Here is a 24882-nt window from a genome sequence, read left to right on the forward strand (position 1 = left end):
CGATTCTCCCCGTGGCTAGTGTCTGCTCCAGCGGTTGCGCTCGAATTGCGCGGCCAGCCGGATCGGGGCATTGGGCGCCCCGTACCCATCGTAACCATCGCGGCGCTCAACTACTTCAAAGAACATGTTTCCAATGGTCTCGGTGTAGAAATGCAGGAACTCCCCGTGCTCGTCCCGGTCGTACAGCAGGTTCAGCTCCTGCAAAGTCTGGAGCAGCTGCGGCTCCAGGTCGAAGCGCGCGGCGAGGTCCTCGTAGTAGTTGGCCGGGATGTGCAGGAATTCCATGCCGTCGGCCACCGCGTTGCGGGCCAGGGTGATGATGTCCCCAGTGCGCACCGCGATGTGCTCGGGGTACTCGTGGTTCCTGTCGATGGCCTCTTCCAGCCCGTGCGGAACGATGTTCAGCGCCAACCTGACCGCATTGTCCCCGGTGGCGAGCACCTGCGAGCGGACCAGCCCCATGGGGCTGGGAACCTCGGTGCCGGGCAGCGCCTGGAGGTTCAGCACGCTGGTGTAGAACAGCACGGATTCGTCGAATGACTGCCAAGGCTGGGCGAGGTTCAGGTGGTCGATGCACTGGATCAGCGCGGGGTGCCCCGCCGCGGCTCCGGACTCGTGGACCCCGAATTCGGCTTCCCAGCCCCCGGCGTCCCCGGTGGCTCCGAAGAAGACCTCGGTGTTGTCCGGGGCGTTGAAGCCGGGCAGGTCCGCCTCGTTGCGCAGGTGCTGGCGCGGGACCGGGCGGGCCAGCAGCTGCACGGCGCGCTCGCCGGCCGCGGCGGGGTCCGGGACCTGCACCCCGAAGCCTGACACCGCGGCGGTGACCCCGCGGCTGCGCTGCGAGTTGATGATGATCCGCGCCCCGCCGGCGCTGAACAGCTGCACCGGCTTGCGCCGGTGCTGGCCGCGGAATTCGAAGCCCAGCTGGGCCAGCAGCCGGGCCACCGGTTCGGGGTCCTCGGTGCGGATTTCGGTGAAGTCGAAACCGTTGGCCTTCTGCCCGCCGGGCAGCGCCTGCAGTGCAAGAGCGGAGCCGATGCCCTGCGCATCGAGCAGCGCGGCGGTTTGGGACTGCAACAGGTTCAGCGAGCGCAGCCCGTCCACCGCGGTGCGCTCGACATTCGACTGGCGGAAGACGTCGTTGAAGATTTCCAGCGAAATGATGCCGGCATAGCCCGAGCGGGCGATGGCGCCGAGGAACTCCTCCAGCTTGAATCCGCCCTGCCCCGGGAACACCCGGTAGTGCCGCGACCAGGACAGGATGTCCATGGACAGCACCGGGGCGTCGGCCAGCTGCACGAAGAAGATCTTCTCCCCCGGGATCTGCGCGATCGCCTCGGGGTCGTCCCCGCGCGAGAGGATGTGGAAGCTGTCCAGGCAGATGCCCACGTTCTCGCGGTCCACCCGGCGGGCGATCTCCCAGGAGTGCTGGTAGGTGTTCACGTATGTGCCCCAGGCCAGCGCCTCGTAGGCGATGCGGATCCCGTATCCGGCGGCCAGGTCCGCGAGCTGGCGGATCTGGGAGACGAACAGCTCGTCGTCGTTGATCGTGGCGGTGCCGACATTTGAGCACAGTAGCATCACGTCCATGCCCAGGCGCGCCATGAGCTTGAACTTCGCCTCCGCCCGGTGCAGATTCGCCTGCAGCAGCTGCGGCTCGACGCCTTCGAAGTCGCGGAAGGGCTGGAACAGGTCCAAGGTGAGCCCCAGTCGCGCGGCCAGCGCCCGGACCTCCTCCGGGGACATCGGGCTGACCAGAAGGTCCTGCTCGAAGATCTCGATGCCGTCGAATCCGGCCTTGGCGCAGGCGAGCATCTTCTCTTCCAGCGTGCCCGAGAGGCACACGGTGGCAATGGAGGTGCGCATTACAGGCCCGCCTCCAGCATCTCCAGCAGGTGTGCGCGCATGCGCGCGGCATCGGGCTTGATGCCGGTGAAGATCTCGAAGGCGTCCACGGCCTGGCCCACCGCCATGTGCCCGCCGTCAAGCACCCGGCAGCCGCGGTCGCGGGCTGCGAGGATCAGTTCGGTGTCGACCGGGCGGTAGATGCAGTCGGCTACCCAGTGGCGGGATTCGAGCCCGGCCAAATCCAGCGGCAGGCCCGGGTGGTGGTGCATGCCGATCGGGGTGGCGTTCAGCAGCCCGTCCGCCGCAGGCAGCAGCTCGGGAACCTGGTCAGGGGACGCCGCGGTGACCGTGGCTTCAGGGAAAAGCCGGTTCAATTCCGCGGCCCGCTGCCCAGCGCGCTGCGCGTCCGGGTCCACCAGGAACAGCTGCTCGGTTCCGGACGCCAGCAGCGCGTAGGCCACGGCGGATCCGGCGCCGCCGGCTCCCAGCTGCAGGACCTGTTGCTGGTTGGCTCCGGGCAGCCCTTCGGCGAAGCCGCGGCCGAATCCTGAGGCGTCGGTGTTGTAGCCGTGGAACTTCCCGTCGCGGATGACCACCGTATTCACCGCGCCGATGTCCCGCGCGTTCTGGGAGATCTCATCAAGGTGCTCCAGGACCAGCTGCTTGCACGGATGGGTGATGTTGAAGGCATTGAATCCGAGCTGCTCACCGGCCTTTAATAGAGCACCCACATCGCTGCCCGGGCGCTCCAGCACGGTGAGGTCGATGGGACGGTACAGGTAGCGCAGGCCCTGCGCATCAGCCTCCCGCTCGTGCATCCCGGGAGTCAGCGACGGCATCACCCCGTCGCCGATCAAGCCCACCAAATAGGATTCGGTAGTTGTACTCATCGCAGGTCCTCGCATTCAGTCATCGATGCAACAGGTATTGCTTCGTATGTGATTTGCATCTACTCTAAACCAATGAACACATTCCGAACAAGTGGTCGCATAGCGAACATTTGAAGGAATGAGGCCAGAACATCGCCACCATCTAGGGAGTAACCCGATGACCACGACACCGAAGCCGTCGGCATCTGAAGACGACGGAGCCGGGCAGCGCACGCCGGTCAAGGCCGCGCTGGCCAGCTTCATGGGCAGCGCCGTCGAATACTACGACTTCTTCATCTTCGGCTCCGCCGCAGCCCTGATCTTCCCGCACATCTTCTTCCCCGACGCCGACACCAACGCCGCGGTCATGTCCTTGGCGACCTTCGGCTTCGCCTACATCGCCCGCCCCATCGGCGCGATCATCCTGGGCCACTTCGGCGACCGGATCGGGCGCCAGAAGGTCTTGATGTTCACCCTGGTGCTCATGGGAGCCTCGACCTTCGCCATCGGCTGCCTGCCCACCTTCGACCAGGTCGGCTGGCTGGCCCCGATCCTGCTGGTGGTCGCCCGCCTGATGCAGGGCCTGTCCGCCGCCGGCGAGCAGGCCGGAGCCTCCTCCATGTCCCTGGAGCACGCCCCGGATCACCGGCGCAGCTTCTTCACCTCCTGGACCCTGACCGGCACCCAGGGCGGCCAGATCCTGGCGGCCTTGATCTTCATTCCGGTAGTGGCACTGCCGGACGAGATCAAGTTCGGCATCGGCTGGCGCATCCCGTTTTGGCTGTCCGCCGTGGTTGTTGTGGTCACCTTCTTCATCCGCCGCTCGCTGCATGAGACCCCTGAATTCGAGAAGGCCAAGAAGAACAACGAGATCGCCAAGCTGCCGCTGGCGGTGCTGCTGCGCTTCCATTGGAAGGACGTGCTGCGCGTGGTGCTGTGCGCGTTCATCGCCGCGGTGTCCACCGTGTATGGAACCCTGGCCATCTCCTACGGCAAGACCATTGGCAACATGGACGAGTCCATCACCCTGTGGCTGGTCGTGGCAGGCAATATCGGAGCGCTGCTCACCCAGCCGCTCTTCGGCATGCTGGCCGACAAGATCGGCCGCAAACCGGTCTTCATCTACGGCGCGCTGGCTTCCGCCGCGGTCATGCCCTTCTACCTGCGATCCATGGAAACCAGCAACACGCTGCTGCAGTTCGGGCTCTCGCTGCTGGTCTTCTCCTGCGCCTACGCGGCGGCCAACGCCGTGTGGCCGAGCTTCTACGCGGAGATGTTCTCCTCCCAGGTGCGCTTCTCCGGCCTGGCCATCGGCACCCAGCTGGGCTTCCTGATGGCTGGCTTCGCCCCGTCCATCGTCGCCGCCCTGGGCGGACTGCAGCCCGGCGGCTGGGTGCAGATCAGCCTGTTCACCGCGGCCATCGCCCTGATCGCCTCGATCTCCGCGCTGACCGCCCGCGAAACCTACCGCGTGCCGACCAGCCAGCTGGGGCACCACGTAGCAAAGGCATAAATACGGCCGAGAAACGACAGCGGGCAGGCGCCGGGAAGTCCATTCCCGGCACCTGCCCGCTGTTTGCCGCGGCGGGTTCAATGGCTATTGCGCCGTCCAGCCTCCGTCGATGGCGTAGCTGGCTCCGGTGGCCATCGCAGCACTGTCCCCCGCAAGCCAACCGGCCAGCGAAGCGACTTCCTCCGGCTCGATGAGCCGCTTGACCGCCATCTCGGTCAGCATGATCTTTTCCATCACTTCGGATTCGTCGATGCCGTGGGCCCTCGCCTGGTCGGCGATCTGCGCTTCGACCAGCGGGGTGCGCACATATCCGGGATTGATGCAGTTGCTCGTCACCCCGCGCTCCGCTCCTTCCAGCGCGGTCGCCTTCGACAGGCCCTCCAGTCCGTGCTTGGCCGACACGTAGGCGCTCTTGAACGCGCTGGCGCGCAGGCCATGGGCGGAGGAGATGTTGATGATGCGCCCGAACCCCCGCTCATACATCCCCGGCAGCGCCGCGCGGATCAGCAGGAACGGCGCTTCGAGCATCAATCGGTGGATCAGGCGCCAATGATCGGGTTGGTATTCATGGATCGGTCCCACCCGCTGCACCCCGGCATTGTTGACCAGGATGTCGGCATCGAGGGACAGCTCCTCCAGCCCCGAGGTGTCGGACAGGTCCACCACCCAGGCTTCCCCTCCGACCTCGGCCGCCGCATTCCGCGCCGCCTGCTCGTCCAGGTCCGCCACCACGACGCGGACTCCCTGGGCAGAGAGCTCGCGGGCGCAGGCCAGCCCGATGCCTCCCGCGCCGCCGGTGACTACCGCCCGGCGCACGGTGCGCCGGGTGTCACCGGCTTGCATGCTCTGCCGCTCCGTAGCCGCGCACCTGCCCGCCGGGCACCAGGTTCTTAACGATCAGCGAGCAGTCCTTGTCTTCCAGTCCTTCGGAGATCAGCTCGTCGAAGTGCTTGCTGACCAGTTCCGCGGCGGGAAGCGAGATGCCTGACGTGGTTCCCGCATCCAGCGCCAGCCCTACGTCCTTGCGCGCCAGGTCCACGCGGAAGGTCGCGTCAAAGTTGTTGTTCGCCGCGGCGGTCTCGACGATGCCGGGAACCGGGTACCAGGTCTGCTGCGCCCACGAACGGCCTGAGGATACCGACACGATCTCCCAGAACACTTGCGGATCGAGCCCCAGCTTCTCGGCCAGCTGCGATCCCTCGGCGCTGGCCATGAGGTCGATGAACAGCATCATGTTGTTGCAGATCTTCGCCGCGATGCCCATGGACGGGCCGCCGGCGACGATGGCTCGCGCTGACATCGGCGCCACCAGTTCGCTGGCCCGTTCCATGAGTTCCGGCGCCCCGCCCAGCATGATGGCCAGAGATCCGGCCGCCGCTCCCGAGATGCCTCCGGAAACCGGGGCGTCGACGAACTTCAGGCCGCGGGCCGCGGATTGCTCGTGGATGTAGCGGGAGGTCTCGATGTCCACGGTGGAACAGTCAAGCAGCATCATCGAGTCGGTGGCATGGGCCCAGATGCCTTCGGGGCCCTCGTAAACCGCGCGGACGTGCTGGCCCTTGGGCAGCATGGTGATCACCGCATCCGCCCCCTCCAGTGCCTTGGCCACGGAATCGACGAGGAGCACACCGGCTCCCGCCGCCGCGGCGCGGGCCTGCTCGTTCAGGTCGACGCCGCGCACCTCGTGCCCGGCGGCGACCAGGTTCGCCGACATGGGTCCGCCCATGTTCCCCAGTCCGATCCATGCATATACGCTCATTGTGCTGTTCCTTCCACGCGCCGACAGGTGCTTGATACTTCGGGTAATCCCGGATATGGCCAGCGTAGGTGCGCCACATCACTTCCTCAATGCACAAAGACCCGAGAAAATTGCAACACCGCTGTGCGCTGGCGCACACTGGGAGCATGCAGCGTCCCATCGATTACCACCATCTCGAGTCCCTGATCGCCTTCCTGACCGTCGCCCGGCTGGGCAGGTACACGGCGGCCGCCAACGTGCTCGGGGTGAACCACTCCACGATTTCCCGGCGCATCGCCTCGCTGCAGCAGGCCATGGGCGGACGGCTGCTGACCCGCTCGGCGCAGGGGTGGGAACTGACCGACCTCGGGCGGCGCGCCATGGCCTCGGCCGAGGCCATCGAACGGGCCGTCGCCGCCATCGGCTCCGCCGACGAGCCTGGACAGGTGACCGGCCACGTGCGCGTCGCCGCACCGGACGCCTTCAGCGCCCATCTGGCCGCGCCGACCCTCGCGAAGCTGCACGAGATCCACCCGCAGCTACTGTTCGACCTGGTCTCGGAAACCACGCGGGCACGCCAGGGCCGCACCGGCATGGACCTGGAAATCGTCATCGGCCAGCCCCAGGTGCGACGCGCGGTCTCCCATCTGCTGCTGAAATACGAGCTGCGGCTCTACGCCACTAAAAGGTACCTGGACCTGCATGGGACCCCCGGGAAACTGGAAGACCTGCGCGAGCATGCGCTGAACTACTACATCGACACCGCGCTGACGGTGGACAAGCTCGACGATGCCACCAGCGGGCTGCCGCCCATGCGCCGAGCCATCTCGTCCAACAGCATCGCGGTGCAGTACTCGGCGACCATGGGCCATGGCGGCATCGGCCTGCTGCCGACATTCCTCAGCCGGCACTACGAGGCACTGGTTCCGGTGCTCCACGACCAGTTCACCTACGAATCGGAATACTGGCTGGTCGGGCGTGAGGAAGCGCTGCGCAATCCGGCGGTGCAGCTGACCGCCACGGCGCTGCACGAGGCCGCCGAGCGCGGGGACTGGCATTTGGCGCCCTTCGCCCCGGTGTCCTCCGCGGCCAATTCCTGAAGGGACACCACAACCGGGCCGGTGCCGTTTAACTGCCAGAGTGCCGCTCCCCGGTGCGGGATGCGGCACTCTGGCAGTAGCGGCTTGGCAGCTAGCGCGTCAGCTTGCTTTCGGAGTCCAGCACCTCGGTGGACAGGCCGTTGCTGATGCGGTCCTGCTCGTCGATGTCGCCGAGGTCCACTCCCTTGGATTCACGAAGGAAGTAGACGGCAACCAGCGTCACCAGCGCGGCGAAGACGATGTATCCGGCTACCGGCACCCAGCTTCCGGACGCCCGCAGCAGGGCCGCCGCGATGATCGGAGCCATCGACCCGGCGACGATGGAGGTGACCTGGTAGCCGAGCGACACCCCGGAGTAGCGCATGCGGGTCGGGAACATCTCAGCCATGATCGCCGGCTGCCCCGCGTACATCAGCGCGTGCACTGCGAGTCCTGCAACGATGGCCAGCAGGATGATCGCGTCGTTGCGGGTGTTGAACATCGGGAAGGCGACCACAGCCCAAACGATCATCAATCCGGCGCCGGCGGCGTAGACCGGGCGGCGGCCCAGGGTATCGGTGAAGCGTCCAACCAGCGGAACCACGATGGCGTGGAAGACGTGGGCCAGCAGCATCAGGGTGAGGATGTTGGAGGTCTGCATGTCCAGCTGCACGCTCATGTAGGTGATGGAGAAGGTCACCACCATGTAATAGAGGATGTTTTCCGCGAAGCGCAGGCCCATGGCGGTGAACACCCCGCGTGGGTAGCGCTTGAACACTTCGGCCACGCCGTAGCCTGCCGCGGCATTGGCTTCCATTTCGGCCTTGGCCTCGTGGAAGATCGGCGCGTCGGAGACCTTCGTGCGGATGTAGTAGCCAACGCCCACGATCACTACAGAGAGCCAGAAACCCACGCGCCAGCCCCATGCGAGGAATGCCTCGTCGCTGAGGGTGAAGGACAGCACCAGCAGCACAATGGTCGCCAGCAGGTTGCCGATCGGCACCGCTGCCTGCGGCCAAGAAGCCCAGAATCCTCGCTCGCGGTTGGGCGCGTGCTCGGCCACCAGGAGCACGGCGCCGCCCCACTCGCCGCCGACGGCGAAGCCCTGCAGGAAGCGCAGGACGATCAACAGGATCGGGGCCGCGTAGCCGATCATGTCGTAGGTGGGCAGGCAGCCCATGAGGAACGTGGTCACGCCGACCAGGATGATGGCCACCTGGAGCAGGTGCTTGCGACCGTACTTGTCGCCGAAGTGGCCGAAGACGATGCCGCCGATCGGCCGGGCGATGAATCCCACCGCATAGGTGAGGAATGCCTTGATGATGTTGTCCAGGTCGTTGCCCGAGTCGGGGAAGAAGACCTTGTTGAACACCAAGGTGGCCGCGGTCGCGTAGAGGAAGAATTCGTACCACTCGACGATAGTGCCCGCCATCGATGCCGCGACGACCCGTCGCAGCCCCTTGCGTTCGGTTTTATCAGAAATTTCCGATGCCACTGCCAATCCTTCCGATGCCGCAGGTCCCCCATTGGACCCGTCCCGTAGCACCCGAGTATGTCGCAGCTCACACTGCTTTGAAAGGTTTACCAGTCTTGTTCGAGGGGCCGATTGCGCACACCAAGCGTGCATTGTTGCACAGCGGACCACGCAGCATGCGCCCGTCACTGCACGGGCTTGCTTCCATCGAACAGCGGCTGCGGCCGAGGTTATCCGAGGTCAGCCTCCCTCTTGGAGGGTTAGGACGCGGATTCCGCGGCGATTTCCAGCAGCGCCTGCTCGGCGGCGCCGGGGACGTGGTCCACCGACCAGATCGCCCGCAGCTCGCGGACCAGCGCCGGGCCGTCGAAGGGGATCTCCACCAGCGTCCCGAGCTTCAGCTGGCTTTCCACGGCCAGCTGGCTGAGCACCGCCGGGCCCATGCCGGCGGCCGCGCATTGGCAGATGGTGGCGTTGCTGTTGAACTCGGCCAGCGGCTTGGGGCGGTCGGCATGGGAAATGTAGTCGAGGAAGGCCCGGGTCCCGGAACCCGCTTCCCGTTCGATCAACGCGGTGTTCTGCAGCTCGTGCAGGGTCAGTGCGCCGCCTCGTTGCGCCCACGGGTGGTCCGGCGCGGTGACGATCAGCATTTCGTCGCTGTAGACCTGCTGACTTCTGAGCCCCATGGGGATGTGCGGCGTCTCGACGAAACCGAATTCCAGCTCGCCCTCCCGGACCGACTGGATCACGTCCTGCGAGTTCATGATCCGCATCCTCGGCTTCACCAACGGCATCTTGCGGTGCAGCGCCCCGATCCAGCTGGGCGCCAGGTACTCCGCCACGGTCATGCTGGCCCCGAAATCCAGCTCGCTCTGGCCCGGGTCTGCCAGGGACCGCGCGCCGGCGGCGAAGGTCTGCAGGCATTCGAGCACTTCGCGCGCCCACTGGACGGTGAGCACGCCTTCCGGAGTCAGAGTCGACCCCGTGGTCTTGCGATCCACCAGCTGGTATCCGAGCCGGCGTTCGAGGGTTTTCAAGGCGCGCGAGGCATTCGGTTGGGCGATGCCGGCTGCCCGGGCTCCGGCGCTGAGGCTGCCGTGGTCGGCGATGCCGACCAGCAGGGAAAGCGAGGAGAACTGGATCCAGTGCGCAATGCTGTTCAGTGATGACGGGTCTTGATCCATATCAAGAGCATATGCCTCCAATAGCCACGGGACGAATACCGCCGAAACCGTGACGGGAGAAGACTGAAAACATGCAATCGACAGACCAGACACAGACATCTTCCCCGACATCAACCCGCGCAACGCTGCGCACCCTGTTCCCCGGACTGGCGGTCTGCCTGTTGGCCGGGGCCCTGTGCATGGTCATCAGCCGATTCCTCGACGGAGTCAGCGCACTGCTGCTGGCCATCGTGCTCGGCGCGCTGTGGCGAAACATCGTTCCGGTTCCCACGGCCCTGGAACCGGGCATCGCCGTCTCCGGCAAAAAGCTGCTGCGCCTGGGCATCGTCCTGCTCGGTCTGCAGCTGTCCCTGGGTACCATCCTGGGGCTGGGCCCCGGGGTGCTGCTGGTGGTTTTCCTCTCCGTCGGAGTGACCTTCTTCGCCACCTTATGGATCGGCTCCCGGCTGGGCATGGATCTGCCGCAACGGCTGCTGATCGCCGCCGGGTTCTCCATCTGCGGCGCGGCCGCGGTGGCTGGGGCAGAGAACGTGGTGCGGGCCAAGCAGAGCGAAGTCGCCACGGCCGTCGGACTGGTGGTGCTCTTCGGAACCCTCATGATCCCTGCCATGCCTGCGCTCGGCGCGCTGCTGCAAATGGATGAGCGCAGCATCAGCATGCTGGTGGGCGCCTCGACCCACGAGGTCGCGCACGTCGTGGCGGCCGGCGGGTCGGTGGGAGCGGCCGCCCTCGAGGTGGCGGTGACCGTCAAGCTCGCCCGCGTGGTGCTTCTGGCGCCGATCATCGCCGGCGTGGGCATGTTCATGCGCCGCCGCCACGCGGTAACCGGCGGCAAGAACCCGCCGCTGGTGCCGCTGTTCGTGCTCGGATTCATCGCGGCGATGCTGCTGCGCAGCAGCGGAATTGTTCCCGTCTGGGCCCTTGACGCGGGCCAGATGCTGCAGACCCTGCTGCTCTCGTCAGCCATGTTCGCTTTGGGGCTCGGAGTCCACCTGCGCAGTATCGTGAAAACCGGCGGCAAGTCGTTGCTGCTGGGACTGCTGGCCACGATAGTCATCACGGTTGTTTCGGTGCTCGGAACCCTCGCCTTCCCGCCGCAGTAGTCCCGCCGCTCACTGGGATGGTTGTTCGTAGCCGATCAGCCATGTCAGGCCGAAGCGGTCGAGGACCTGGCCGTCGCAGGCGCCCCAGGGCTTGGCGGCCAGCGGGTCGAGGACCCGGCCTCCCTCGGCCAGCGCCTCGAACCACCCGTGCAGCACGGGTGGTTCCGCCGCGCCCAGCAAGGAGAGCATGGCGCCCTGGATCTGCACCGGGTTCTCGTCCGGCGCCGCATCGGCCGCACCCAGCGTCACGTTCCCGCTGAGCATTCCATGGGCGATCGCCGTGGGCGGCCCGTCGCTCCGGTTGAACTCCGCATAGGAGTACAGGGTCAGCTCGCCGCCGAACACCCCCGCATAGAAATTCAAGGCTTCCCGCGCCGTACCGGGGAAAAGGACATAGAGCTGCGGACCCTTCACGCGAGTTCCTTCTTTCAGCAGACGTCAGGCCACCGAGGCCCCGAGGTACGCCGGGAACGCAGAGGCCCCGGCGTGCGTCACACTCTATGCAGGCAGCAGCGTACTGGCAAGGAATCCTGCAGCGATAGCCGGGCTCGATGACGCCTGAACGTGCATACCGTTGGCTCAGCACGGCAAATACAGGACATACTGGGGTTCATGACGACGAAGCCCATTTTAGATCCAGCCGTAGAAGTTCCCATCCGACGCGCCGCCAGCGTGCTGTTGCTACGCGCAGCGGACACCGGGTTCGAGGTGTTCATCCAGCACCGGGTCAGCACCATGGACTTTGCCGCGGGTATGGTCGTCTACCCCGGAGGCCGGGTCGACGCGCAGGACGCTCAGCTGGTGCGCAGCGGAGCCCTCGATGCGCGGCTGCTCGCCGAACAGGCTCAGCGCTGGAAGCACTCCACCGTCTGGGACGAGGGTGAGCAGCAGGCCTCCTTCCACGCCGGGGAAATGCTGGCGGCCGCCCGCCGCGAGGTATTCGAGGAAACCGGTCTGCTGCTGGATCCCGAACAGCTGCTTCCCTGGGCGAACTGGGTCACCCCGGTGGGCTATCCCAAGCGCTTCGATACCTACTTCTTCATCGCGGTGCTGCGCGAGGACCAGGAACCACGCCACCAGACCTCCGAAGCGGCGATCTCCAATTGGATCCATCCCGAAGCGCTGTTCGCGGCGCTGGAGCGCAAGGAAATCAAGATGATGCGCCCCACCCAGCGCACCTTGCTGGATGCCATGGAGCTGGGGTCCATCGCTGCGTTGCGGAGTTTCGACCGGGAGATCATCCCGGTGCATCCCACCGGGAAGGACACCAATACCTCCACCCCGGTTCTCGATGTCGAGCTGCGCCCGCGGCACGACTGAGCCGCGGGCGCCCGGCAGCTACTTGTCGACCAGGCCGCGGCCCACGATCAGCGACATGATCTCGTTGGTGCCTTCCAGAATCTGGTGCACCCGCAGGTCGCGGACGATCTTCTCCAGACCGTAGTCGCTGAGGTAGCCGTAGCCGCCGTGCAGCTGGATGGCGCTGTTCGCGGCCTCGAAACCTGCATCCGTGGCGACCTTCTTGGCCATGGCGCACAGCCTGACCCGGTCAGGCGCCTTCGCGTCCAGCGCGGCGGCGGCCCTGCGCAGCAGCGACCTGGCGGCTTCCAGCCCCATGTCCATCTCGGCCAGCTTGAAGACCAGCGCCTCCTGGCGGGTCAGCGGCCCGCCGAAAGCCTGGCGTTCCTTGAGGTATGCCGCGGACTGCTCCAGCGCATGCTGCCCGCCGCCCAGCGAACAGGCAGCGATATTCAGCCGTCCGCCGTTCAGCGCCTGCATGGCCATGGAGAATCCCTGGCCTTCGGCGCCGAGCAGGTTGCCGGCCGGGATGCGCACGCCGTCCATGATGACCTGCCGGGTGGGCTGCGCCTTCCAGCCCATCTTCTTCTCGTTCGGGCCGAAGCTCAGCCCTGCGCTGTCCCCCGGAACCAGGAAGGCGCTGATGCCGCGCGAGCCGGTGTCCTCGGTGCGCGCCATGACGATGTAGAGCGCCGAGGTGCCGGCTCCTGAAATGAACTGCTTGACCCCGCTGAGCACGTACTCATCCCCGTCCCGGCGCGCGCGGGTGGTCAGCGCCGCGGCGTCCGAACCGATCCCGGGTTCGGTCAGGCAATAGGAGCCAAGGTTCTGCATGGTGGTCATCTCGGGCAACCAGTGGGCGCGCTGCTCGGTGGTTCCAAAACTGTCGATCATCCACACCACCATGTTGTGGATGGAAATGTACGCTGAAATCGTCGGGCAGGCCTTGGCCAGTTCCTCGAACACCAAGATCGCGTCGCTGCGGGTCAACGCCGAACCGCCGAACTCCTCGCCGGCGTAGATTCCGCCCATGCCCAGCTGGCCTGCTTCGGCCAGCACGTCGACGGGGAAATGCTGGCGCTCATCCCAGTCCAGTGCATTCGGGGCGATCCGGGTGGTGGCGAAATCGCGGACCATTTCCGCGAGCGCCTTCTGGTCTTCAGTAAGTTCGAGCATGTTTGGCTCCTGACTCAAGCAGGCGTCATCGGTGTGGACGCCCGAGGCTACATATGTGACTCACACTACACCGATTCGGGTTCTCGGCGCGGGCTGGCGCCCACGGTTTCGCGCACCGCCGAACACACGGGAATTCCGCGGAATTCCACGGCCCGGCAAGCCGTCGCAAACATGATTTCGAAGGGGTTTTGGACGTAGTCTTGGAAGAGCAGTAAACCCCGCGGCGGCCAGTGTCGGCACGGGGTCGGATCTGAAGATTTTCCGCGGCCAGCACCGGCGTTTTCCGGTCGGAGGCCGCCGCGCGCAAGGATGCCCATGACCCAGAATGACCGCAGCAAACTCGCCCGGACGCTGTTGCCCGAAGGCAGCGAGCCCGATCCGCGGTTCACGCTGGCCAACGAACGCACCTTTTTGGCCTGGATCCGCACCTCGCTGGCATTCCTGGCCGGAGGCATCGCCCTGGAGGCGTTCACCGCCGGGGCGTTCCCGGGGCCGGTGCGCACCGTGCTGGCGTTTTTCGTCATCGGGGTGGGCATGCTCATCGCCCTGGGCGCCGGTGTGCGCTGGGTCCGGGTCGAACGCAGCATGCGCACCGGGAAGCCGCTGCCGCTGCCCGCCATCGTGCCGCTGCTCAGCCTGGGCGCGATTGCCGGGGCCATTGCCGCCCTCGCCATGGTCCTGGTGGGAAAGTAGCGGAATGAAACAGGATTTCCCGGTCACCGACCCGGGCCTGCAGCCCGAACGCACCGTCATGGCCTGGGCGCGCACGCTGGTGTCATTCCTCGTGGTCAGCGGCGTGTTCCTACGCTGGGCTCCGCACTACGGCACCGGGGTGCTGGTCCTGGTGGGCATCGCGGTCTGCGCCGCCGGCGGCATCTACCTCTCGCAGCGCCGCCGCTATTCGAGGATGGCCCACGGCGTGCAGAACGAACGCATCCACGCGGACGTGGTGGCGGTGCTGGTGATGACCGGCGCGATGCTCGCCCTGGGCGGCAGCGCCATCGTGCTGGTGGCGGCGGGGCTCTGAGATGGTCAACTACACCCTGCGCCAGCTGCAGTACTTCGTCGCGGTCGCCGAGGCCGGCTCGCTGTCCGCGGCGGCCGTGGCCTGCCACATCTCCCAAGCCGCGATGAGCCAGTCCATGGCTGATCTGGAACGCGTGGTCGGCAGCCAGCTGCTGGTGCGCAGCCGGGCCCGCGGCGTGGTGCTCACCGCGGTGGGCACCGAGTTCCTGCACGATGCCCGCTCGCTGGTGCGCCATGCCGAGGAGATCCAGGGCCAGATCATGGAGCGCCAGTCGGCGCTCGCCGGCCCGTTGGTCATCGGCTGCTATTCCTCGCTGGCCGCCTTCTGGATCCCGGTGATCTGCGAGTGCTTCACCGCACCCAACCCGGGGCTGCAGGTGAAGATCATCGAGGGCGATGCCGCGCAGCTGCAGCAACGCATGCTGCAGGGGCACCTGGATGTCGTGCTGACCCACACCCGGCACCTGCTGGAGGACGTGGAGCACCGGGTGGTGATGTCCGGGCGCCCCTACGTGCTGGTCGCCGCCTCGCATCGCTTCGCCGAGCGCGGTTCGGTGAAGCTGGCCGAACTGGCCGAGGACGACTTCGTCTCCCTGGATCTGCCCACGGTGCGCGACAACCAGCTGGTGAACCTGCGTTTATCTGGCTTGGATCCGAAGATCCGCTGGAGCTCGCAGAGCTTCGAGGCGGTGCGCGGCATGGTGGCCCGCGGGCTGGGCTACACCGTGCTGGTGCAGCGCCCGCCGGTGAACGTGAGCTACGACGGGCTGCCGCTGGCGATGCTGGAGATCGACGGACCGGTGGGCTACAGCGACATCTGCGTGGCCTACACCGCGACCAAGCGCCCCAGCCTGCGGCTTCGGGCATTCCTGGATTTCTGCGAACAGGTCGGCGCCGAACGCGACAGCCGGGCCGCCCAGGAGAATTCCTGAACGACCCGGCTGATTCGGGGTGCTGGCGGCGATGTCCCTTGACGGGGCGCCGCGCCCCTAGATGTCCTGCGCTTCCAGGTCGGCGTCCTTGCCTTCCTTCATGCCACGCATGGCCAGCGCGGCGATGATGAATGTCGCGGCCCAGACCACGCCGACCAGCCACAGCTTGCCGCTGGCGACCAGCACCAGGCCCGCCACGATCATCGGGGTGAAGCCGGCGCCCACGGTGGAGGAGAGCTGGTAGACCAGCGAGGCTCCGGTGTAGCGGATGCGGGTCGGGAACAGCTCGGCGGTGAATGCGCCGAAGGGTCCGAAGATGCTGGCCTGGATAATGCCGTTGGCGATGAACAGGGCAATGGCGAAGATCCACAGCTGCCCCAGTTCCAGCATGAACATGATCGGCAGGGCCAGCAGCGCACCGGCCAGGATGCCGACCATCATGACCGGGCGGCGGCCATACTTGTCCGAGTAGCGGGCGGCGAACCAGATGCCCACCACGGTCAGCGCGGCGCCAATCGCCTTGATGTTCAGCACGCTGGTGCGGTCCATGCCCAGGTCGTCGACCACGAAGGAGATGGCCCAGACGGTCATCAGGCCCTGCACGGTGTAGGAGCTCATGCCCACCAAGGTGCCGCGGACGACGGACTTCGGGTATCGGGTGAGCACTTCGCGGATCGGGGTCTTACGCTCCTCGGCCTTCTGCTCCAGGGACAGGAACAGCGGGGACTCAGTGACCTTCAAGCGGATGACCAGGCCGATGCCGACCAGCGCGATGCTCAGGATGAACGGAATGCGCCAGCCCCAGGCCAGGAACTGCTCGTTGGGCAGCAGCGAGACCGCGGAGACAGCCAGGGTGGCCAGGACCGCGCCGGCCGGGCCGCCCATGTTGGCGAAGCTCGCCGCGAAGCCGCGGCGCTCCTTCGGCGCGTGCTCCAGGGCCATGAGCATCGCTCCGCCCCATTCGCCGCCGACCGCCAGGCCTTGCACCACACGCAGGATGATCAGCGCGATGGGGGCGAGCATGCCCACCTGCGCGGTGGGAGGAAGCAGGCCGATGAGGGTCGAAGCGCCGCCCATCATGGCCATCGAGGTGATCAGCACGCCCTTGCGGCCGATCTTGTCGCCGAAGTGGCCGAACACGATGCCGCCCAGCGGGCGGGCCAGGTAGCCCACGGCCAGCGTGGCGAAGGAGGCGAAGATCGCGACGCCCGGGGTGAGGTTGGTGAAGAAGATCTTGTTGAACACCAGCGACGCCGCGGTGGCATACAAGATGAAATCGTAGAATTCGATGGCGCTGCCCAAAAAGCTCGAAGCCAGGATGCGCCGCATTTCAGGCGACGAAAGGCTGGGAACTCGCAGGCCCGGGTCTTGCTCGTGCTTCACAGTGTTACTCATGCTACTGCCATTTCAGAGGTCTTGCGGGCGAAGGAGATGACGTCCAGATCATTGGGGATGAGGAATCTGCCGGAGAACTGGCCGGCGTGTGCATGCCAGACCGAATCCGGGGTGGTTCCGGGAACCAGGTGGTGCAGCGCGAGGGTGGCCGCGCCGGCGCGTTCGGCGATGTCGATCGCCTGCAGCGCCGAGGTGTGGGACCGGCGGTGGTGGTCCATGGAGGCCTCGGCCTCCTCGGTGCCCAGCGAGCCGTAGGCGCGCTCGACCCAGTCGAAGTCGATGGCTTCGTGCAGCAGCAGGTCGGTGCCGCGGGCCAGCCGCACCAGGTTCTCGCAGGGCGCGGTGTCCCCGGAGATGGTCACCGAGCCTTCGGCCGTGTCAAAGCGGAAGGCGAAAGCCGGAGCGATCGGCGGGTGCTCGACCAGCGTGGCGGTCACCGTGACCAGCTCGTCCCGGTAGATCTCGAAGGGCTCGAAGTCCTGCGGGGTCGGGTTCTGGTTCGGGTGGTATCCTCCGGCGGCAGGGATCTTGATGTCGCTGGCCTGGAAGTAGTCCAGCGGCGAGGGACGCAGGGCGTCGATCACGCGGTCGTTCAGGTCCGTGGCATAGGCCTGCATCAGCGCGGAGAACATCGACGCGGTGCCGGGGGTGGGGTTTGCCGGGAACAGCGGCTGCGGGGCCACGACGGCGCGCGGCGAGACCGGTGGAAGCTCGCCGCGGTCGCCGGGGCCGATGATCCGCACCGGCTGCTTGTCGCGGGCCATGGTGAACAGGCCGAAGATCGCCAGCGACGCCAGGTCGATGGTGTGGTCCGAGTGCAGGTGGGTGAGGAAGATGCCGCGTAGGTCCCCGGGGGTGAACCCCGCCTTCATCAGCTGGCTGCCCACGCCGGTTCCCGCGTCGACCAGGTATACCGCGGAGCCGACGACCACAGCGGTGGCGATGCCCGAGCGGCGTCCGGCGTTCTCGCCGGTCCACCAGCGCGGTCCGCCGGCGGTCCCCAGGGTGACAACGCGGGGGGAGAGATGTTCGGACACGGGATTCGCCCTTTCACGATCTGACTGCTGACTCTTTCAATCATCGTGAGGACGGTTACATTCGTAAAACTGTTTTTATCTACCAAGAACCATAGTTTTACTTATGAATTGGGCTGCGGGCCCGAAAATCCGGCGATCCAGGGCTAGAAGGCGGCGTCGTCCCGGGTGCGGTCGAACTCCTCGCGGGCGCGCAGGACGCTGGGCACATGTTCCTGCGACCAGAGCCGGATGGTCTCCATGGGACCCAGCAGGCTGCGGCCGAGGTCACTGAGTTCGTAGTCCACCCGCACCGGCACCTGGGCGGTGACGGTGCGCAGCAGCAGGCCGTCGCGCTCGAGGGTGCGCAGCGTGCTGGTCAGCACCTTGGGGGTCACCGAACCGATGCGTTGGCGTAACGCGGAGAAACGTTGCGGCCCTCCAGCGAGCGCGAGCAGCACCAGCGGAGTCCACTTGTCGCCCAGTCGCTGCATGATTTCACGCGAGGGGCAGCCCTGCACGAACACATTGAAATCCCGGTCGCTTTCCATGGGGAAACCTAGTTTCGTTGTAGTAGCCAGTATCCAAAAGATACCATTGAGCTGAATTCACCAGCAACGAAAGGACTCTCCATGAAGATCGCAGTCTACGGAGCCACCGGCATGGTCGGCAGCCAGATCATCGCCGAGGCCGCCACCCGCGGCCACGAGCTCACCGCGGTCACCCGCTCGGGCAAGGAAGTTGACGGAGCCACCGCCGTGGCCGCCGACCTTGGCAACACCTCGACCTACCGCCAGCTTGGCAAGGAAAACGACGTCATCGTCATTGCCGTGCCGCCATCGCGCACCGGCGGGGACCACCAGGACTACCTGGACGCCTTCGAGGAAATCACCGAGACCCTGACCGACGCCCGGCTGATCGTGGTCGGCGGCGCCGGCGCGACCGAGGTCGACGGCGTGCGTCTGGTCGACACCGACGGCTTCCCGGAAGAGTACAAGGCCGAGGCCCTGACCTGCGCGGAGGTCTACGACATGTTCACCTCGGTCTCCGGCATCACCTGGACCGTGGCCGCCCCGGCACCGGTTATCGCCCCGGGCTCCCGCACCGGCAGCTACACCCTGGGCACCGATTCGCCGGCCGGCGACTTCGTCTCCACTCAGGACTTCGCCGTGGCGATCCTGGACGAGATCGAGACCCCGGCGCATGCTAACCGCCGCATGACCGTGGCCAGCGAAAAGTAGTTCGCGGCCGCGACCGCCTGCCGCCCCGGGGTGTGAACTGGATCGCATTGGCCGGTTCACCCGTCACCAGAAGTGTCGCCGATAGGCCCGGGTGGCTAGGGTGGTAGATGGTCATCTCCCATCCACTTAATGAGGTAAGTTTCAGCCCATGCAAAGAAACCAGCGCGCCCGCCGCCTGCTCTCCAGCGCCGCGGCCCTCGGCATCGCATCGATCGTCCTGGCCGGATGCTCCTCCACAGCGGGAACCGAGTCCACCCAGGACGCCACCCCGGTGGCCGGCGGCACCCTGGTCTACGCCTCCGGCGACGCGGAGCCAAGCTGCCTGGACCCTCACGTCGGCGGAAACTACCCGCAGGCCCTGGTGGCCAGCCAATACTTGGAGTCCCTGTTCACCAAGGACTCCGAAGGCAAGATCATCCCATGGCTGGCCGAATCCACCGAGGTCTCCGAGGACGGGCTGACCCGCACCATCACCCTGCGCGAGGGCATCAGCTTCACCGACGGCACCAAGCTGACCGCCGAGGCCATCAAGGCCAATATCGAGCACCTGCAGGACCCGGATACCGCCTCCTCCACCGGCTATCTGGCCGTGGGCAAGGTGGACCAGATCAAGGTCGTCGACGAGCGCACCGCCGAGCTGAAGCTCTCCGCCCCGGACAACGCGCTGCTCGAGTCGCTGTCCATGCCGTGGACCGCCATCCAATCCCCCACCGCGCTGGAGCGCGACCAGGCCACCAACTGCGCCGCCCCGGTGGGCACCGGACCGTTCAAGGTCGAGTCCTGGGAGCACCAGCAGGCGGTGAACCTGGTGCGCAACGAGGACTACGTGCAGCCGGTGGCCGATGCTTCCCGCACGCAGCCCACCGCCTACCTAGACGGCATCACCTGGCGCTTCATCCCGGAAGCCGCCACCCGCTACGCGGCGCTGGCCTCCGGCGAGGTCGACGTGATCGACAACGCCCAGCCTGACACCATCGCCACCGCCGCGCAGGGCGGCCCGCTGGGCCATCTGGACGCCCCGCGTCCGGGCGCCTCCAACCGCATCGAGCTGAACAGCTCCAAGGCCCCGTTCAACGATGCCAAGGTGCGCGAGGCGTTCATCCGCTCGGTGGACGTCAACGCCGGCATCACCTCGCTGTTCTTCGACACCGCCAAGCGCAGCTACTCGCTGCTCTCCAGCGTGGAACTACTGGGCATCTCCGAGCAATCGCTGTTCACCACGGATCCGGCCAAGGCCAACTCCCTGCTCGACGAGGCAGGCTGGACCGAGCGCGACTCGGCCGGCTACCGCTCCAAGGACGGCAAGCGCCTGTCAGTGGTCTTCCCGGTATCCACCAACCAGTCGGTCCCGGCCGAGCAGTCGCTCTTCGAGCAGTTCCAGGCCTCGGCGAAGGCCGTGGGCTTCGAAGTGAAGATTCAGCTGCTGGACCTGTCCAGCTGGTACGGCGCGCTGGCTGAGCACAACTACGACCTGGTCTCCGCCCCGTACACCAAGGTCGGCCCGTCCGTGCTGCGCATCCTCTACCACTCCGACTCCACCGTCCCGGCCCCCTCCGGCTACTTCGCCAACAACGCCCAGGTCAAGAACGCTGCACTGGACAAGCTGCTGACCGACGCCGAGCAGACCAACGACGAGGCGCAGCGCGCGGACCTCTACGCCCAGGCGCAGAAGATGGTGCTGGAAGGCTACTACGTGCTGCCGCTGTACGACCAGCAGAACCACTTCTTGTACGGTGCGCATGTCAAGAACATGGGAGCCACCACTTCGGTGTCATCCCCGGTCTACACCGACGTGTTCCTGGCCGAGTAGCACGCGAATGGGAACACTCGGCTGGGCCGTCCGGAAGATCGGCGGGGCGCTGGTGGTGCTGTGGCTGGTGGCCACCGCCATCTTCATCGGCATCCGCCTGATCCCCGGCGACCCGGCCGAAGCCATCATGGGCGGGCCCGGCTCCCAGGCCTCGGCCGAGGCGCTGGCCGCCGCCCGCGCCGAGTTCGGCCTGGACCAGCCGGTGCCCGTGCAGTACCTGATGTTCCTGGGCAAGCTGGCCCAGCTGGACTTCGGCACCTCCTACGCGCTCAAGCGCCCGGTGCTCGACGTGATGGCCGAGGTGCTGCCCAAGACCATCACCCTGGCCCTGCTGGCGCTGGCAGCCGCCTGGCTGCTGGCGCTGCTCTTCGCCGCGCTGGCCATGCGGGCCAACCGCTTCGGCGCCTGGCTTGGCAGCATGGTGGAGATCGTAGCAGCCGCCGTCCCGCACTTCTGGCTCGGGGCGGTGCTGATCATGGTTTTCTCCTCCGCCATGGGCTGGCTGCCTGCAGTGGACAACGGCACCGGCGCCGGACTGGTGCTGCCGGTGCTGACCCTGGCGCTGCCGCTGGCCGGATTCCTCACCCAGCTGATGCGCGACTCCCTGGCCACTGCGATGTCCAGCCAGTTCGCGCTGGCGGCCCGGGCCCGCGGCGAAAGCCGGCTGGCGGTCTTCTGGCGCCACGGTCTGCGCCATGCCTCGCTGCCGGCGCTGAACCTGACAGGATGGGCGTTTTCCTCCCTGCTGTCCGGCGCGGTGGTGGTCGAGGTGATCTTCGCCCGCCCCGGGCTGGGACGCTCGCTGCTCTCCGCGGTGCTGGCCCGCGACATCCCCATGGTCACCGGCCTGGCGCTGTTTTCCGCGCTGGTCTACATCCTGGTCATGGCACTCACCGAAGCAGTGGAGCGCGCCATCGACCCGGCGGGAGCCGCCTCATGAGCCGGCTGTCAAAGATCCTCGCCTGGCTGTTCATCGCGTTCTGGGCGCTGACCGCCTTGGCCCCGCAGCTGATCGCTCCAGGCGACCCGCTGGCCATCAACCCGGCGCAGGCATTCCAGGCTCCGGGCTCCGAGCACGTGTTCGGCACCGACGAATCCGGGCGGGACATCTACACCCGCGTCATCCACGGCGCCGGAGACTCGCTGTTCATCGGTCTGGCCGCCACCGCCGTGGGCATGGGGCTGGCCATCGTGCTGGGCACCCTGGCCGCCATGGCGCCGCGCTGGCTGGACGGCATCATCCTGCGGGTGCTCGAAGCACTGTACTCCATCCCCTCGCTGCTGCTGGCGCTGCTGATCATCGCGTTCACCGGCCCCGGCGTGGGACCTGCCATCATTGCGGTGGGCTTGTCCACTGCACCGGGCTACGCGCGGCTGGTGCGCAGCCAGATCCGTACGCTGAAGAATTCCGAAATGCTCGAAGCTGCCACCGTGCTGGGCCGCGGCACCTGGCTGAAGATCTGCAACCACCTGGTGCCCAACGCACTCAAGCCGCTGCTCGCCCTGGTCACCCTGGGTATCGGCCAGGCCGTCATCTGGGCCGCGGCGTTGTCCTTCCTGGGGCTGGGAACTCCCCCGCCGGCACCCGAATGGGGCGCGATGCTCTCGGCGGGGCGCACCTACCTGCACCTGGCGTGGTGGATGAGCTTGTTCCCGGGTCTGGCCATCGTGGTAGTGGCCGCCGGCGCCACCCTGATCGGCCGAGCCCTGGGCGGAAAGGCCAGAACCATATGAGCACCCGTGATTCCGCACCGCTGATCACCGTATCCAGCCTCTCGGTCAGCTTCGGCGCCGACGTTGCGGTGCAGGACGTCTCCTTCACCCTGTCCGCGGGACGCGCCCTGGCGCTGGTCGGCGAGTCCGGGTCGGGCAAGTCAGTGACCGCGCGCAGCCTGCTGGGGCTGTCCGGCGGAACCGTCACCGCCAAGACGCTGCGGATCTGCGGCCACGACGGCCTGGCACTGCGCGACCGGGAATGGCAGGGCATTCGCGGCAACGCAGTGTCCATGATCCTGCAGGACGCGCTGACGGCGCTGGACCCGTTGCGCCCGGTGGGCCGGGAAATCGGCGACGCGTTGAAGGTCCACGGCTCGAACTCCCGCGCCGAGCGGTCCGCCAGGGTCATCGAGATCTTAGAGCGGGTGCATATGCCGGATCCCGAACTGCGCGCGCGGCAACGCTCCACCGAACTGTCCGGCGGCATGCGCCAACGCGCGCTGATCGCCCAGGCGCTGATCGGCAACCCGCAGGTGGTCATTGCCGATGAGGCGACCACCGCGCTGGATTCGAAGCTGACCGCCCTGGTGCTGGAGCAGCTGCGCGAGCTGAAGGAACAGGGCCGCGCGGTGCTGATGATCAGCCACGACCTGGCCCAGGTCGCTCACCTTGCCGATGAGATCGCGGTGATGCGCCGCGGGAAGATCGTGGAGCACGGGCCCGCCGCCCGGGCGCTGGAAGATCCGCAGCACGAGTACACGCGCACGCTGCTGCGGGCGGTTCCCTCTGGAATCCCGCGCTTTGTCCCGCTCTCCGCTTCCTCGGCTCACGCCGCGCCCGCGCCCGCGGCCGCTGCCGTCAATGCCGAGGACCCGACGCTGGCGTTGCGCGCGCACAATCTGGGTAAGTCCTTCGGCAGCCACCAGGCCGTGGACTCGGTGTCCTTCGAGCTGCCCCGCGGCACCACGCTGGGCATCGTGGGAGAATCCGGGTCCGGGAAAACCACCACCGCACGCATCGTGCTGGGACTGCAAAAACCCGACTCCGGGCAGGTCCAGCTGCTGGGCCGGGACTTCGCCCCGGGCAAGGAATCCGAGCGCCGGGAGCTGCGCCGTGCCATGGGCGCGATCTACCAGAACCCGCTGGGCTCCTTCGACCCCCGCTACACGGCAGGCCAGCTGCTTACCGATGCCCTGAGCGAGGGCAAGTCCAAGCGCGCGGACGGCGGATACCGCGATGGGGTGGAGCAGCTGCTGGAGCAGGTGGAACTTGATCCCGCGCTCGCCTCGCGCAACCCGCGCGAGTTGTCCGGCGGCCAGCGCCAGCGCCTGGCCATCGCCCGGGCGTTGGCTCCCAAACCCGCGGTGCTGGTGCTCGACGAGCCGGTATCCGCCCTGGACGTGTCGATCCAGGCGACGGTGCTTGACCTGCTGGACCGCATCCAGCAGGAAACGGGAACCAGCTACCTGTTCATTTCCCACGACCTGTCGGTCATCGAGCACATGAGCGACCGGGTCGCGGTGATGACCCGGGGGCGGATCGTGGAGCAGGCAGATACCGCGCAGATCTTCGGGGACCCTCAGCATGAGTACACCAAGTCACTGCTCTCGGCGATGCCGCGGCTTCGCTAGCGGGTTTCCGGCCGCCCACTTGCGGGGCGGCATGTGGAGCTAGCCATAGGAGAGACATGAGTTCTAGCTGCTTGGCTTCGGCCAATCAGGAAAGGAGATCGAACGATGAACGATTCAATCGCAATCAAATTCTGCGTCACGGCCCTGCGCACAGATCAGGAACAGCTGGACGTCGCAAGACGCCTGATCGATTTGGTGCAGCGTTCCGACCTGGATGACCATGTGGGAGTCTGGATGCAGGGCACCGCGCCACAGCTTAGCGTGCATGCCCATTCCGAGCCCGGATACACCCCCGAAATCCACCGAGACTGGATTGACGACATCGAAGAACAGCTCAGCGAGCTGACAAGGAGCCATATTCCACATGCTGAATTCGTTGCGCACATTGCTCCGGAAAGCCTCATCTGCTGAATACCCTTCCCCCACAGCTCGGATCGAAACAACCATGCACACCTCCACCAGCGCTGATGGAACGACGATCTATCGAGGGTTGGACATCAGTTCTTCCTCGTACTGCTGGGACAGCATCACCGCCGAGCACTTGGGCTATTGGATCAATCGATTGCCCCACCTGCGAACCCCGTTCCTGACCATTGCCAAGCCCCGGCCGGGAGTGGAGCACCCGGAATTCGTGCAAACCTACTGGGAGTCCGGTCAGGAATTCACCTTCGAGTGGTGGAACTACTCCCGACCCGGTCTGCATCGCGTGTGCACCGTAATATCGGCACAACGGCTGGTCCAGCTGATCCACAGCTGGCTGGATGGCGATGACAGCCAGCTGGAGAGCGAGCAGTGGGCCGAAGAATACTTCAAGGTCAAGATCCGTAAGCGCTGA

The 24882-nt window shown here is 66.5% G+C and carries 25 protein-coding genes; 14 read left to right on the forward strand and 11 right to left on the reverse strand.

The window, feature by feature from the left end; genetic code table 11:
* Nucleotides 1-15: 15 nt before the first annotated feature.
* Nucleotides 16-1866 (reverse strand): sugar phosphate isomerase/epimerase and 4-hydroxyphenylpyruvate domain-containing protein, encoded by a 1851-nt coding sequence (locus DFO58_RS11715; RefSeq protein WP_120990964.1) that lies wholly within the window; start codon nucleotides 1864-1866, stop codon nucleotides 16-18.
* Nucleotides 1866-2738 (reverse strand): shikimate dehydrogenase, encoded by an 873-nt coding sequence (locus DFO58_RS11720; protein ID WP_120990966.1) that lies wholly within the window; start codon nucleotides 2736-2738, stop codon nucleotides 1866-1868. The genes DFO58_RS11715 and DFO58_RS11720 overlap by 1 nt, the downstream gene beginning before the upstream one ends.
* 157 nt (nucleotides 2739-2895) lie before the next feature.
* Here DFO58_RS11720 and DFO58_RS11725 point away from each other — a divergent pair, with 157 nt between their 5' ends.
* Nucleotides 2896-4230 (forward strand): MFS transporter, encoded by a 1335-nt coding sequence (locus DFO58_RS11725; RefSeq protein WP_120990968.1) that lies wholly within the window; start codon nucleotides 2896-2898, stop codon nucleotides 4228-4230.
* An 84-nt stretch (nucleotides 4231-4314) separates the two neighbouring features.
* Here DFO58_RS11725 and DFO58_RS11730 read toward each other — a convergent pair whose 3' ends face one another.
* Together DFO58_RS11730 and mmsB are read right to left on the reverse strand one after the other, a co-directional pair.
* The gene (locus tag DFO58_RS11730; RefSeq protein WP_047120105.1) at nucleotides 4315-5073 is read right to left on the reverse strand and encodes a 3-hydroxybutyrate dehydrogenase; all 759 of its coding nucleotides are present in this window, start codon (nucleotides 5071-5073) and stop codon (nucleotides 4315-4317) included.
* A complete protein-coding gene (gene mmsB, locus DFO58_RS11735) occupies nucleotides 5060-5989 on the reverse strand; it encodes a 3-hydroxyisobutyrate dehydrogenase (RefSeq protein ID WP_053798794.1) in 930 nt (309 codons plus the stop codon). The genes DFO58_RS11730 and mmsB overlap by 14 nt, the downstream gene beginning before the upstream one ends.
* A gap of 146 nt (nucleotides 5990-6135) precedes the next feature.
* Here mmsB and DFO58_RS11740 point away from each other — a divergent pair, with 146 nt between their 5' ends.
* Nucleotides 6136-7068: a LysR family transcriptional regulator gene (locus tag DFO58_RS11740; protein WP_053798795.1), complete on the forward strand. Its 933-nt coding sequence runs from the start codon at nucleotides 6136-6138 to the stop codon at nucleotides 7066-7068.
* 91 nt (nucleotides 7069-7159) lie between these two features.
* Here the strand turns inward: DFO58_RS11740 and DFO58_RS11745 are convergent, their stop codons facing one another.
* Together DFO58_RS11745 and DFO58_RS11750 are read right to left on the reverse strand one after the other, a co-directional pair.
* Nucleotides 7160-8542 carry an MFS transporter gene (locus DFO58_RS11745; RefSeq protein WP_047120108.1) on the reverse strand — a complete coding sequence of 461 codons (1383 nt, stop codon included), beginning with the start codon at nucleotides 8540-8542 and terminating at the stop codon, nucleotides 7160-7162.
* Between the two features lie 239 nt (nucleotides 8543-8781).
* On the reverse strand, nucleotides 8782-9705 hold the full coding sequence (locus tag DFO58_RS11750; protein ID WP_113606994.1) for a LysR substrate-binding domain-containing protein: 924 nt from the start codon (nucleotides 9703-9705) through the stop codon (nucleotides 8782-8784).
* 71 nt (nucleotides 9706-9776) lie between these two features.
* Between DFO58_RS11750 and DFO58_RS11755 the strand changes: the two genes are divergently transcribed.
* Entirely contained in the window at nucleotides 9777-10808 is a 1032-nt protein-coding gene (locus DFO58_RS11755; RefSeq protein WP_120990970.1) for a putative sulfate exporter family transporter, read from the forward strand.
* Between the two features lie 9 nt (nucleotides 10809-10817).
* Here DFO58_RS11755 and DFO58_RS11760 read toward each other — a convergent pair whose 3' ends face one another.
* Nucleotides 10818-11222: a VOC family protein gene (locus DFO58_RS11760; protein WP_053798798.1), complete on the reverse strand. Its 405-nt coding sequence runs from the start codon at nucleotides 11220-11222 to the stop codon at nucleotides 10818-10820.
* Nucleotides 11223-11420: 198 nt separating this feature from the next.
* Here DFO58_RS11760 and DFO58_RS11765 point away from each other — a divergent pair, with 198 nt between their 5' ends.
* Nucleotides 11421-12128 (forward strand): NUDIX domain-containing protein, encoded by a 708-nt coding sequence (locus DFO58_RS11765; protein WP_047120112.1) that lies wholly within the window; start codon nucleotides 11421-11423, stop codon nucleotides 12126-12128.
* 18 nt (nucleotides 12129-12146) lie between these two features.
* On the opposite strand, the gene DFO58_RS11770 is transcribed toward DFO58_RS11765, so the two are convergent.
* Complete coding sequence (locus tag DFO58_RS11770; protein WP_047120113.1) at nucleotides 12147-13283, reverse strand: acyl-CoA dehydrogenase family protein; 1137 nt, start codon at nucleotides 13281-13283, stop codon at nucleotides 12147-12149.
* A gap of 315 nt (nucleotides 13284-13598) precedes the next feature.
* Between DFO58_RS11770 and DFO58_RS11775 the strand changes: the two genes are divergently transcribed.
* From DFO58_RS11775 to DFO58_RS11785, 3 genes are read left to right on the forward strand one after another with little or no spacing between them, the layout of a single operon-like run.
* Nucleotides 13599-13976 (forward strand): DUF202 domain-containing protein, encoded by a 378-nt coding sequence (locus tag DFO58_RS11775; RefSeq protein ID WP_053798801.1) that lies wholly within the window; start codon nucleotides 13599-13601, stop codon nucleotides 13974-13976.
* A gap of 4 nt (nucleotides 13977-13980) precedes the next feature.
* Nucleotides 13981-14310, forward strand: coding sequence for a DUF202 domain-containing protein (locus DFO58_RS11780; RefSeq protein ID WP_120990972.1), 330 nt, complete (start codon nucleotides 13981-13983; stop codon nucleotides 14308-14310).
* Nucleotide 14311: 1 nt separating this feature from the next.
* Nucleotides 14312-15241 carry a LysR substrate-binding domain-containing protein gene (locus tag DFO58_RS11785; RefSeq protein WP_120990974.1) on the forward strand — a complete coding sequence of 310 codons (930 nt, stop codon included), beginning with the start codon at nucleotides 14312-14314 and terminating at the stop codon, nucleotides 15239-15241.
* A gap of 57 nt (nucleotides 15242-15298) precedes the next feature.
* On the opposite strand, the gene DFO58_RS11790 is transcribed toward DFO58_RS11785, so the two are convergent.
* The 3 genes from DFO58_RS11790 to DFO58_RS11800 all read right to left on the reverse strand — a co-directional run bounded on the left by DFO58_RS11790 (nucleotide 15299) and on the right by DFO58_RS11800 (nucleotide 18143).
* Nucleotides 15299-16636 (reverse strand): MFS transporter, encoded by a 1338-nt coding sequence (locus DFO58_RS11790; protein WP_120990975.1) that lies wholly within the window; start codon nucleotides 16634-16636, stop codon nucleotides 15299-15301.
* Entirely contained in the window at nucleotides 16633-17673 is a 1041-nt protein-coding gene (locus DFO58_RS11795) for an MBL fold metallo-hydrolase (RefSeq protein ID WP_120990977.1), read from the reverse strand. The genes DFO58_RS11790 and DFO58_RS11795 overlap by 4 nt, the downstream gene beginning before the upstream one ends.
* 143 nt (nucleotides 17674-17816) lie before the next feature.
* Nucleotides 17817-18143 (reverse strand): helix-turn-helix domain-containing protein, encoded by a 327-nt coding sequence (locus tag DFO58_RS11800; RefSeq protein WP_353616384.1) that lies wholly within the window; start codon nucleotides 18141-18143, stop codon nucleotides 17817-17819.
* A gap of 138 nt (nucleotides 18144-18281) precedes the next feature.
* Between DFO58_RS11800 and DFO58_RS11805 the strand changes: the two genes are divergently transcribed.
* The 7 genes from DFO58_RS11805 (at nucleotide 18282) to DFO58_RS11835 (ending at nucleotide 24882) form a co-directional block, all read left to right on the forward strand.
* A complete protein-coding gene (locus DFO58_RS11805; RefSeq protein ID WP_047120120.1) occupies nucleotides 18282-18890 on the forward strand; it encodes an NAD(P)H-binding protein in 609 nt (202 codons plus the stop codon).
* A 148-nt stretch (nucleotides 18891-19038) separates the two neighbouring features.
* Complete coding sequence (locus DFO58_RS11810; protein WP_120990982.1) at nucleotides 19039-20700, forward strand: ABC transporter substrate-binding protein; 1662 nt, start codon at nucleotides 19039-19041, stop codon at nucleotides 20698-20700.
* A gap of 7 nt (nucleotides 20701-20707) precedes the next feature.
* On the forward strand, nucleotides 20708-21640 hold the full coding sequence (locus tag DFO58_RS11815; protein WP_120990984.1) for an ABC transporter permease: 933 nt from the start codon (nucleotides 20708-20710) through the stop codon (nucleotides 21638-21640).
* Entirely contained in the window at nucleotides 21637-22434 is a 798-nt protein-coding gene (locus DFO58_RS11820; RefSeq protein ID WP_120990986.1) for an ABC transporter permease, read from the forward strand. The genes DFO58_RS11815 and DFO58_RS11820 overlap by 4 nt, the downstream gene beginning before the upstream one ends.
* A complete protein-coding gene (locus tag DFO58_RS11825; protein WP_120990988.1) occupies nucleotides 22431-24047 on the forward strand; it encodes an ABC transporter ATP-binding protein in 1617 nt (538 codons plus the stop codon). The genes DFO58_RS11820 and DFO58_RS11825 overlap by 4 nt, the downstream gene beginning before the upstream one ends.
* A 105-nt stretch (nucleotides 24048-24152) precedes the next feature.
* Complete coding sequence (locus DFO58_RS11830) at nucleotides 24153-24458, forward strand: hypothetical protein (RefSeq protein WP_047120125.1); 306 nt, start codon at nucleotides 24153-24155, stop codon at nucleotides 24456-24458.
* Between the two features lie 34 nt (nucleotides 24459-24492).
* Nucleotides 24493-24882 carry a hypothetical protein gene (locus tag DFO58_RS11835; RefSeq protein ID WP_147407273.1) on the forward strand — a complete coding sequence of 130 codons (390 nt, stop codon included), beginning with the start codon at nucleotides 24493-24495 and terminating at the stop codon, nucleotides 24880-24882.

Source organism: Arthrobacter sp. AG1021, from assembly GCF_003633665.1.
GTDB lineage: Bacteria > Actinomycetota > Actinomycetes > Actinomycetales > Micrococcaceae > Glutamicibacter > Glutamicibacter soli.

What these genes read in the sequence shown, in the direction of transcription:
- DFO58_RS11715 (WP_120990964.1), bottom strand. Translation starts at nt 1,866, where the DNA reads ATGCGCACCTCCATTGCCACCGTGTGCCTCTCGGGCACGCTGGAAGAG.
- DFO58_RS11720 (WP_120990966.1), bottom strand. Translation starts at nt 2,738, where the DNA reads ATGAGTACAACTACCGAATCCTATTTGGTGGGCTTGATCGGCGACGGG.
- DFO58_RS11725 (WP_120990968.1), top strand. Translation starts at nt 2,896, where the DNA reads ATGACCACGACACCGAAGCCGTCGGCATCTGAAGACGACGGAGCCGGG.
- DFO58_RS11730 (WP_047120105.1), bottom strand. Translation starts at nt 5,073, where the DNA reads ATGCAAGCCGGTGACACCCGGCGCACCGTGCGCCGGGCGGTAGTCACC.
- mmsB (WP_053798794.1), bottom strand. Translation starts at nt 5,989, where the DNA reads ATGAGCGTATATGCATGGATCGGACTGGGGAACATGGGCGGACCCATG.
- DFO58_RS11740 (WP_053798795.1), top strand. Translation starts at nt 6,136, where the DNA reads ATGCAGCGTCCCATCGATTACCACCATCTCGAGTCCCTGATCGCCTTC.
- DFO58_RS11750 (WP_113606994.1), bottom strand. Translation starts at nt 9,705, where the DNA reads ATGGATCAAGACCCGTCATCACTGAACAGCATTGCGCACTGGATCCAG.
- DFO58_RS11755 (WP_120990970.1), top strand. Translation starts at nt 9,777, where the DNA reads ATGCAATCGACAGACCAGACACAGACATCTTCCCCGACATCAACCCGC.
- DFO58_RS11765 (WP_047120112.1), top strand. Translation starts at nt 11,421, where the DNA reads ATGACGACGAAGCCCATTTTAGATCCAGCCGTAGAAGTTCCCATCCGA.
- DFO58_RS11770 (WP_047120113.1), bottom strand. Translation starts at nt 13,283, where the DNA reads ATGCTCGAACTTACTGAAGACCAGAAGGCGCTCGCGGAAATGGTCCGC.
- DFO58_RS11775 (WP_053798801.1), top strand. Translation starts at nt 13,599, where the DNA reads ATGACCCAGAATGACCGCAGCAAACTCGCCCGGACGCTGTTGCCCGAA.
- DFO58_RS11780 (WP_120990972.1), top strand. Translation starts at nt 13,981, where the DNA reads ATGAAACAGGATTTCCCGGTCACCGACCCGGGCCTGCAGCCCGAACGC.
- DFO58_RS11785 (WP_120990974.1), top strand. Translation starts at nt 14,312, where the DNA reads ATGGTCAACTACACCCTGCGCCAGCTGCAGTACTTCGTCGCGGTCGCC.
- DFO58_RS11790 (WP_120990975.1), bottom strand. Translation starts at nt 16,636, where the DNA reads ATGAGTAACACTGTGAAGCACGAGCAAGACCCGGGCCTGCGAGTTCCC.
- DFO58_RS11800 (WP_353616384.1), bottom strand. Translation starts at nt 18,143, where the DNA reads ATGCAGCGACTGGGCGACAAGTGGACTCCGCTGGTGCTGCTCGCGCTC.
- DFO58_RS11805 (WP_047120120.1), top strand. Translation starts at nt 18,282, where the DNA reads ATGAAGATCGCAGTCTACGGAGCCACCGGCATGGTCGGCAGCCAGATC.
- DFO58_RS11810 (WP_120990982.1), top strand. Translation starts at nt 19,039, where the DNA reads ATGCAAAGAAACCAGCGCGCCCGCCGCCTGCTCTCCAGCGCCGCGGCC.
- DFO58_RS11815 (WP_120990984.1), top strand. Translation starts at nt 20,708, where the DNA reads ATGGGAACACTCGGCTGGGCCGTCCGGAAGATCGGCGGGGCGCTGGTG.
- DFO58_RS11820 (WP_120990986.1), top strand. Translation starts at nt 21,637, where the DNA reads ATGAGCCGGCTGTCAAAGATCCTCGCCTGGCTGTTCATCGCGTTCTGG.
- DFO58_RS11825 (WP_120990988.1), top strand. Translation starts at nt 22,431, where the DNA reads ATGAGCACCCGTGATTCCGCACCGCTGATCACCGTATCCAGCCTCTCG.
- DFO58_RS11830 (WP_047120125.1), top strand. Translation starts at nt 24,153, where the DNA reads ATGAACGATTCAATCGCAATCAAATTCTGCGTCACGGCCCTGCGCACA.
- DFO58_RS11835 (WP_147407273.1), top strand. Translation starts at nt 24,493, where the DNA reads ATGCACACCTCCACCAGCGCTGATGGAACGACGATCTATCGAGGGTTG.